General features: G+C 63.4%; 6 protein-coding genes. 2 read left to right on the top strand and 4 right to left on the bottom strand.

What is annotated here, in order from left to right; translation table 11 throughout:
- Nucleotides 1–525, bottom strand: a 525-nt coding sequence (locus tag ACE3OH_RS14905; RefSeq protein ID WP_374354502.1) for a hypothetical protein, incomplete at its 3' end; no start/stop codon positions are given.
- Nucleotides 526–577: 52 nt separating this feature from the next.
- Nucleotides 578–2,398 carry a M14 family metallopeptidase gene (locus ACE3OH_RS14900; RefSeq protein ID WP_374354499.1) on the bottom strand — a complete coding sequence of 607 codons (1,821 nt, stop codon included), beginning with the start codon at nucleotides 2,396–2,398 and terminating at the stop codon, nucleotides 578–580.
- Between the two features lie 260 nt (nucleotides 2,399–2,658).
- Between ACE3OH_RS14900 and ACE3OH_RS14895 the strand changes: the two genes are divergently transcribed.
- Nucleotides 2,659–3,675: a class I SAM-dependent rRNA methyltransferase gene (locus tag ACE3OH_RS14895; RefSeq protein WP_374354496.1), complete on the top strand. Its 1,017-nt coding sequence runs from the start codon at nucleotides 2,659–2,661 to the stop codon at nucleotides 3,673–3,675.
- A 220-nt stretch (nucleotides 3,676–3,895) separates the two neighbouring features.
- Here ACE3OH_RS14895 and ACE3OH_RS14890 read toward each other — a convergent pair whose 3' ends face one another.
- Nucleotides 3,896–4,528: a LysE family translocator gene (locus tag ACE3OH_RS14890; RefSeq protein WP_374354493.1), complete on the bottom strand. Its 633-nt coding sequence runs from the start codon at nucleotides 4,526–4,528 to the stop codon at nucleotides 3,896–3,898.
- Between the two features lie 145 nt (nucleotides 4,529–4,673).
- Between ACE3OH_RS14890 and ACE3OH_RS14885 the strand changes: the two genes are divergently transcribed.
- Nucleotides 4,674–5,207, top strand: coding sequence for a cysteine hydrolase family protein (locus tag ACE3OH_RS14885; RefSeq protein ID WP_374354490.1), 534 nt, complete (start codon nucleotides 4,674–4,676; stop codon nucleotides 5,205–5,207).
- A gap of 18 nt (nucleotides 5,208–5,225) precedes the next feature.
- Here ACE3OH_RS14885 and ACE3OH_RS14880 read toward each other — a convergent pair.
- Nucleotides 5,226–5,640 (bottom strand): hypothetical protein (locus ACE3OH_RS14880; protein ID WP_374354487.1); only part of this gene is annotated, 415 nt, incomplete at its 5' end.

Here is a 5,640-nt window from a genome sequence, read left to right as displayed (position 1 = left end):
CTCGGGATATTTTGGAATTTCAAAGTCGTCCTTTGGCCACACCGCGGCGTAGTAGAGCTCCTCGTAGTCAAAGATGACCAGAAGAGCGCCGCCCGACTCGGCAATATCGCAGAATGCCTTGTTGATGCTTGATGATGCGCTGAAGAGACCGCTCATACGACTAGTTGCTGCGGTAGCACGAACACGGACATAGTCATCTCCGACGGTAATGTCGGTCCAAACACTATCGATTTGAACCATACGACCTTGCGACGCCTCCTGCAGTTTTGCTCCATTGTCCGATTCTCCCTTTTCGTATTCGACAAGAATTTCATCCTCCGCGAATGCGAAACTGAGAAAAATATGGTTAAAGGGTTGCTCCCAGTCCTCTCTGAAGATGTTTCGGTGTATGTCAGCAGCGCCCAAGTCGAGCGCACTTAGGAGCCGAGCCTTGTCGTCCGGCACGAGATGTTCGCAAATTGCACGCACAAGGCGGTCCGCAGATTCTTTCCTGGCAATTACCTCATATGTATAGTTCATCCCCATTTACGGCTCCATTGAGGGTTAAAGGGCGTTGATCTTGGCGGCCTTGGCGCATCTACAGCGCCTTATCCACCCGCATCACAGGATACAGATTCAAACGCTCATCCCAGGAAGCATGGCGGCGGGCGAAAAAGTCGAGGCGGGCGGCCGGGTCTTTGGCGAAGGCGGGGTCGCTGGCCAGCTTGTCGTTAAAGGCCTTGGCCAGCGCCGGGTCGGCCGCCAGTTGCTCGCGGGCGACGTCTTCGGCCACATAGGCTTCCATATATTCCTTGCGCTCGAAAGCAGTATTGAACCAGCCCCAGGCCAGCAGGGAGTCGGGCGCCTGCGGCTCCAACAGGGCCATCAGCAAACGCGATTTGGGCTGGGCAATCGGCACGAACAGGTCCCCCTCATGAATATCGCGCTGCTCGCTCTGCCAGCGGCCCTGCACGGTCAGGGGCTGCCGGCCTTCGAAAGAAGCTCCGTCGTACTTGACCGTTTCCGCGCGGAAGGTCTGCACCGCACTGCCGGCGCGCGCCTGCCGCACGATTTGCCAAGTGATCGCATGCTGGCTGAGCTTTTGCCCCACCGTCGCCGCATGGGCCGCCGGCACGATATAGCCGGCCAGTGGCGCGTTCACCGTCAAGGCCGGTAGCACCTCATCGCGCAGCGGCACCTTCCAGATTTGCGGCTGGCTGTCGTCGTAGCGGGTCATCAGGGCGCCGGATACCTCCGACTGCGTGCGGGTATAGGCATAGCCGCGAAACGCGATCTCATGCGCCTTGTTGCTGGCCTCATAGCTCAGCGGCACCGGCTTGCCAGCCAGTGCGCTGGCACGCCGATCGGCCGCCTGCGCAACGCTGAGCCACTGCGCGCCATGGCGTGCCATCTGGTCTAACAGGGACACCATGGTGTTGCGGGTAATGCGTACCCTCGTCGGATAGTCTTTCCAGGAATGGGTTTCCACCAGCATGCCGAAGCGATTGCGGGTAAGGAAATAGCCATTGGAAAAGCGCGGCGGCGATACGCCATCGCTAAAGCCGCTGGCCGGGTCGTCCTCGACATCGAATGCCGGATAAAACGGCAGCGGCAAGGAGCCTTGCTCGGCCAGGTCCTTGATCACCGCGTCGCGCAGCATCCGGCCGGCGGTACGCAGTTCGGCATCGCCGGCCCGCACCGGCTCCACCATTACCGCGATATCGTGCTCGAACTTGGCACCGTCGGTGACATGGAAATCGATATAGGCCAGTGGATCCCAATCATTCACCAGGCGCAGCATGGCCTGCATTTCCGGGGCATCAGCCTTGGCGTAATCGCGGTTCAGATTGAGATTCTGCGCGGTGGTGCGCCAGCCCATTGCCTCGGGGCCGCGCTGGTTGGGGCGATTCCAGCGGCCAAAGCGTTCATGGCCGTCGATATTGAACACCGGCACGAATACCAGCACCTGCCGCTCCAGCGCCCCCTTGGCTGCCTTGCCGTCCAGCACCTCGCGCAGGGCCAGAAAGCCGGCATCCTTGCCATCGATCTCGCCGGAGTGGATACCGCCTTGCATCAACAGCACCGGCAGATGCCGGGCCCGCGCCTGCGCCGGCGTCAGCGCGCCGCTGCGGCTGGCGATCAGCGCCAGCATCGGCCGCCCTTCTGGTGTACGGCCGAATTCAATGCAGCGCACCGCCTGCGGGTAGGCTTTCTGGTAAGCGGCGCACAGCTCCACCACTTCGGCATAGCGACCGGTCTGCTGGTAGCCGCTGCGCTCGGCCACGGTACGTAGCTCTGCGGCGGCAAGCGGCGCCGCCAGTGCCAAGGCGCATAGCGCGGCGATGGCTCGCTGCTTGGGTCGCTTGCCATTGACCAGGCGCCGCAGTGCGGCAGAGCAGGATAGGTGCAGCGCTTGCATGAATCATCTCCATATCAAGAAGGCAACAGCATTGCCTGCGGAACCTTGGCAGCCAAGCCTTACTCAGTTTGTTTTTGTCACCCGTCCAATCAGGCACAAGCGCGCCAAGCCAGCCCTTGCCGGCGTGGGCAGGTTCGCTGCCAAGGCGATTGCTGCAGGCCCGGCGAGCGAGGCGGGTAGAATAGCGAAAATTTTTGCCCGGCCCCGGTCTTGTCTGCAAGGACTGAGGCGCCAGTGCCCAACCATCTCCCGGAGCCCCCATGTCCACCGAATTCACCGAACTGCTTGCCAGCGCATGGCATAACCGCCGCGAGCTACTGGCCAGCCTGCATGCCGAGAACACCAACTGCTATCGCCTGTTCCATGGCAGCGTGGAAGGCGCCGCCGGCCTGACGGTGGACCGCTATGGTGACCTGCTGCTGGTACAGACTTTCCACGCCCCGGCATCCCCTGAGCGCCTCGCTGCCATTGCCGCGTTTTATGGCGAGCAGCTACCCGGCCTTGCCCTGGTCTACAACGACCGCAGCTCGCCCAATTCGCGCATCCGCAATCCGCTGGAAGGCGCCGAGCTGGCAGCAGCCGAGCTACCACGGGTGGTCAGCGAGATGGGGGTCAGCTATCTGATCCAGGCGCGCCACGCCGGCCAGGACCCCTGGCTATTCCTCGACCTGCGCGCCGGCCGCCGCCGGGTGATGCAGGAAGCCGCCGGCAAATCGGTGCTCAACCTGTTTGCCTATACCTGCGGCGTAGGGGTGGCGGCCGCCAAAGCCGGTGCCGCCCATGTGGTGAATGTGGACTTTGCCGAGCTGAGCATGGCCACCGGCAAGCAGAACGCCAAGCTCAACGACTTGCCGATCCGGGTGCGCTTTGTGCAGAGCGATGTCTTCGCCGCCATCCGCCAGTACAGCGGCCTGGGCCAACCCACCATGGTGCGCGGCAAGCGCATGCCATCCTTCCCCAAGCTGGAACCGCACCAGTTCGACCTGGTGTTCCTCGACCCGCCCAAATACGCCAAAAGCCCATTCGGCGTGGTGGACCTGGTCAACGACTACCCGGCCCTGTTCAAGCCGGCCCTGCTGTCCACCCGCGAGGGCGGCACCCTGATCTGCTGCAATAACGTCGCCCAGGTGGAGCGCGAGCCCTGGCTGGACCAGCTGCAACGCAGCGCCGCCAAGGCCGGCCGCACCATCCGAGACGTGGAATGGATCACGCCAGAGGCCGACTTCCCGAGCAGCGATGGCCTGCCGCCGTTGAAGATGGTGTTGCTGCGGGTGTAGGCGCTCACACGGCAGTGCAGCTTCGTAGCGCATCTCTGGGCCCGGGGAAACCCGGGCCTGCGGCCGCAGTGAGTCAATCACCGCGCATCGCTGTTTTATCCCACCCCCTCCGCCCCCGCCGCCGCGGGGGGACCGCGCCGGATGGCGCGGCCGTGGGATGTAGGCCATCTTAGTGCTCAACAAGCGTCGCGGTGGATATTGCACGGCACGGCCATTCGCTCTAGCGGCGAGCGTCCAGCGCCAATCTGGCGGCCAGGCCGGTAAGCACCGACCCCATCAACCAGCGTTGCACGGTAATCCAGCGTGGGCGCCGGCTCAGTACGCTGGCGATCGAACCGGCGGCACTCGCCACCATGGTGTTGACCGTGACACTGATAGCAATCTGCACAGCGCCCAGCACCAGCGCTTGCCCGAGCACGCTGCCACGGCTCGGATCGATGAATTGCGGCAGCAGCGACAGATACAGCATGGCGGTCTTGGGGTTGAGCAGATTGGTCATAAAGCCCATCAGGAACAATTTGCGTGGGCTATCCGCAGGCAAAGCCTGCAATTGAAACGGCGAGCGAGCGCCGGGCTTCAGCGCCTGCCAAGCCAGGTAAAGCAGATAGGCAGCGCCAGCAAAGCGCAGCGCATCATAGGCATAGGGCACGGCAAACAGCAGGGCAGACAGCCCGGCCGCAGCTGCCAACACATACAGCACAAACGCCAGGGCCACCCCAGCCAACGACTGCAAGCCAGCACGCCGCCCCTGGCAAATCGAGCGCGACACCAGGTACATCATGTTCGGGCCGGGCGTCAGCACCATGCCGAGTGCAATCAAGGCAAAGCCGGCGAGTTGGGAAAGATCGAGCATCGCGCCACCGCAAAGCGCCCACCTTAGTCAAACAAAGCATGCAAACCAATGTGCAGCGCTGCCCAAGGGAGATTGCATGGCTGCAATGGAGTGCCGCCATGGCCCCGCAATACACTGCTCACCTTTGACCCGCGGATTCAATGCCATGCGAGCAGCTGTACTTACCATCGACGTGCAAACCGCCCTGTTCGAACCGCCCCCCCGACCCTTTGAGGCCGATGCGGTGGTGGCGCGTATCAACGACCTGACCCGACGCGCCCGCGCTGCCGGTGTGCCGGTGCTGCATATCCAGCATGAGCGCCCCGACAGTGCGCTGGCGCGTGGATCGAGCGGCTGGCAGTTTCAGCCGGCACTACATATTGCCGCCGGCGACATCATCATGGCCAAAACCACACCGGATGCCTTTTTGCGCACCGAGCTGCAGGCCTGGCTCAACGAGCACGGGATTGGCCGCCTGATCATCTGCGGCTATGCCAGCGAGTTTTGCGTGGACACCACCACCCGCCGCGCCGCCGCACTGGGCTTCGAGGTGGTGCTGGCGGCCGATGCCCACACCACCCACGACAAACTGCATGCCAGCGCGGCGCAGATTCGGGCGCATCACAATGCCACCCTGCCCGGCATCACCAGCTTCGGCCCGCTGATTGCGGCCACGCCCAGCGCCGCTATCACCTTCTGATGGCTGCCTGACGCTGCATCACAGCGGTGCGCACATGGCACTGCCATCGATCTGCCAGCCCTGCTGCTGCAATAGCCGCACTTCCGACTCACTGGTACTGAAACGGAAATTCAGCTCACCCGGCTTGCTGCCCACGCGCATGGCGCGGTTGATCAGCTGGCTGCCCGGCGCACAACGGCCGTTAGCCTCGGGGCTGGCCAGTGCAATCGGCGCGCCCAGCGCCTGCCAGGTCGGAGCCAGGCTTTGCCCCAGCGCGCACAGCTCTGGCTGGCTGGCATAGAACAGTGCGTCGCCACCATCGAGCAAGCTGCTGCCATTGGCGCGGTAGTAGCGACACACCGGCTGCGTGCCGGCAGTGCCGGGCTGCCAGGCCTTGAACGATTGGCCGGTAGCGCGCCAGCCCTGGCCGGCATATTGCTGTAGCAGCGCCACT

The organism is Chitinimonas sp. (genome assembly GCF_041904975.1).
Classification (GTDB): Bacteria; Pseudomonadota; Gammaproteobacteria; order Burkholderiales; family Chitinimonadaceae; genus Chitinimonas.
The sequence above is the reverse complement of the archived record's forward strand: the minus strand, read 5'-3'. Positions and strand labels throughout refer to the sequence as shown.

Bases quoted from the DNA above. Each gene is read 5' to 3' on its own strand.
- ACE3OH_RS14890 (WP_374354493.1), bottom strand. From the start codon at position 4,528: ATGCTCGATCTTTCCCAACTCGCCGGCTTTGCCTTGATTGCACTCGGC.
- ACE3OH_RS14885 (WP_374354490.1), top strand. From the start codon at position 4,674: ATGCGAGCAGCTGTACTTACCATCGACGTGCAAACCGCCCTGTTCGAA.
- ACE3OH_RS14900 (WP_374354499.1), bottom strand. From the start codon at position 2,398: ATGCAAGCGCTGCACCTATCCTGCTCTGCCGCACTGCGGCGCCTGGTC.
- ACE3OH_RS14895 (WP_374354496.1), top strand. From the start codon at position 2,659: ATGTCCACCGAATTCACCGAACTGCTTGCCAGCGCATGGCATAACCGC.